General features: G+C 41.9%; 1 protein-coding gene. It reads right to left on the bottom strand.

What is annotated here, in order from left to right:
• Window positions 1-153 precede the first annotated feature (153 nt).
• Window positions 154-1,932 carry a group II intron reverse transcriptase/maturase gene (gene ltrA, locus F6K18_RS35900; protein ID WP_353735280.1) on the bottom strand — a complete coding sequence of 593 codons (1,779 nt, stop codon included), beginning with the start codon at window positions 1,930-1,932 and terminating at the stop codon, window positions 154-156.
• Window positions 1,933-2,533 lie beyond the last annotated feature (601 nt).

The following is a 2,533-nucleotide window of genomic DNA, read 5'->3' as shown; positions in this document are numbered from 1 at the left end:
GTTAAACTAAGCAGACCCATTTCCGGTTGTCCTTTATAGGGTTTGCTCGTCTTCAGAACCGGACGTGAGACTTTCACCTCATCACGGCTCCTCTCCTAAACGTCCCTTTTCATGGGTACATCCTTAAAATTCCACCTTAGACCCAATGAGTCCTTAATGGTTAACTGCTTTTAAGTCTTTGGCAGTCTTATCGTCGTGGCAATGTCGGTGCAACAATTGTTTGTTTTTATAGGTGTTGTCACCACCTTCAGACTTAGGAACGATGTGGTCAACCTCGATTAAATCCGTTGGTCTGAAGGTTAATCCACAAGCTGCGCATTTATTCTTTTGCTGTTTTAACAACGTTGTGACTTCCTTCCTTACGCCTGGATGTTTGCCGATTCTACTGCCCCAATAAGTCCAGTCGCCGTCATAGGGTGATTTATTACCACTAACTTTGATGTGCCGTACAATAGGTACATCTGAGTGTCGGTTTAGTATATATTCCCCTTTATTCAGAGTCCAATTTCTGGTTCCAATGGAGGGAAAATACTTTTCTTTTACCCAGGTGGCTGACTTATTTGGATGCCTCCTACTTGCCCATCTCCATAGTCTTTTCCATAAGAGATTATCAATTTTGTTGAATACTTCCTTACTGACTTGAGTTGAGTGGTAGTTAGCCCATCCTCTAATTACCGGATTTAGTTTGGCTATTAATGCCTCAATTGGTGCAGTTTTATTTGTGTTACATATTTCTGCTAATTTTCGGTAGTGAGTTTTGATACTCTTTGAAGATGGTTTAATCAGCGTTTTATATCCTTTTTCGGTTGACTTGGTTTTGTATTGCCTAATTGTAAATCCTAAGAAGTCAAATCCAGGTTTGTTTCCTTCATATACTTCTAAAGTATGGGCAATTCTGGTTTTTTCTGGTTTTAGTTCTAATCCTACCTGGTTTAACCATTCCTGAATCACGGTTTTAGCTTGCAACACTACTTTGATGTCTTCATGTAGGATTACAAAGTCATCAGCATAGCGTATCAGACTGAGACTTCTTATTTTATCTCGTTGGCCTATTTGCCTGCCCCTGCTATCTTTCATATCAAGGGTTTTGGCGAATGCCGTAAGTCTTTCTTCCATACCGTGTAAGGCGATGTTTGCTAGTAGAGGTGATATTACCCCTCCCTGTGGTGTACCTTCCACAGATTCTAGGAATTGATTATTGTCAAACACTCCAGATTTTAACCATTGTTTGATTAATCTCCTATAGGGAGTTTTCCCAATTTTTCCTAGTAGTGCATCATGGTTAATTCGGTCAAAACATTTGGATATGTCAGCATCAAGCACATATTTAGGTTTACGCTTGATACTATCAAATATGGCTACAATAGCATCATGTGTTGACCGCCCTGGTCTAAAACCATAGCTATTAGGTTCAAAGCGTGCTTCCCACTCTGGTTCCATACCTAACTTCACCAGGGCTTGTAACGCGCGGTCGTACATCGTAGGGATGCCTAATGGACGTTTTTCATCTTTACCTGGTTTTGGTATACGGACTCTGCGGGTTGGGCTCGCTTTAAGGTGGCGTGATGCGAGTAGGTTCACCAAGTTGAATCGTTGCATCGGAGATAGATTTTTAACACCATCTATTCCAGCAGTTCTTCGTCCTTGGTTATCCTGTGTCACGCGCCTAACAGCTAGCAACCTAGCGTAATAACTTTTGGTCAGAAGTTTTTGGTATCTGTGCATCTTGCGGAGTTCGCCACGGCTGGATGCTCTGTAAATCAATTTTTGCAATTTGAACACAGATTTCTCCACTTGTTTCCAATTTATATCCTTCCATTGCAGGTTAGGATTGATTGAAGCTTGTGAAGGTATATGCTCTGTATCCAGTGCTACGCTTAAAAATGGCTTAGGTGACCCTAACTTTCTTTTTAGTGTCTGAGCTTTATTCATTACTAATCATTGCTTTACATTACGTCTAACAGTGGGTACGTCAGCATTCTCTGCTTTTTACCCAATCCTACTCTCCCTTTGACCTACGACTGAGTGCGTAGATTGACCTTGAATGGCTTCCTAAGTTCTCGACCTATATTCTTAGGTGTCAAAGAGAGGTTTCCTCGTTCCCTTATGTCTTTATTACGACTGATTTAGTGAGGTAAAATCTCCCGGAGGGTGCGGTATGGTTGTTGATACAGACTGCTACATATCTGTGTCCATTGCCCCTCTGACTTTCGTCCTACATCCCATAGCTACCTTTGAGATGGTCACGCTTCACGAGAGTTTAATCACCTTTCTGTGCGTCCACTTGTCAGTCTTTTGCTAGAAGTCTCACTTATTTGGTAGTTAAAGCTTTGACCCCATTTAGGCCAGCTTCAGGGATTGATGTTCAGTCTCTACCCTGTTACCTACGCTGTCAACCCAACAACAAGGCGGTAGGAATTTCACCTACAAGGTCATAAGAGTTTTCTCAGGTCGAAGTTTTTACTTTCATGTATGACCTGGAAGGCTTGTTACATCTGCTTTTGGGCAGTCTTTGCTAGCCAACGAGTCGCAC

The organism is Okeania sp. SIO2C2 (genome assembly GCF_010692625.1).
Lineage (GTDB): Bacteria > Cyanobacteriota > Cyanobacteriia > Cyanobacteriales > Microcoleaceae > Okeania > Okeania hirsuta.
This window is presented reverse-complemented; position numbering and strand designations above follow the sequence as displayed.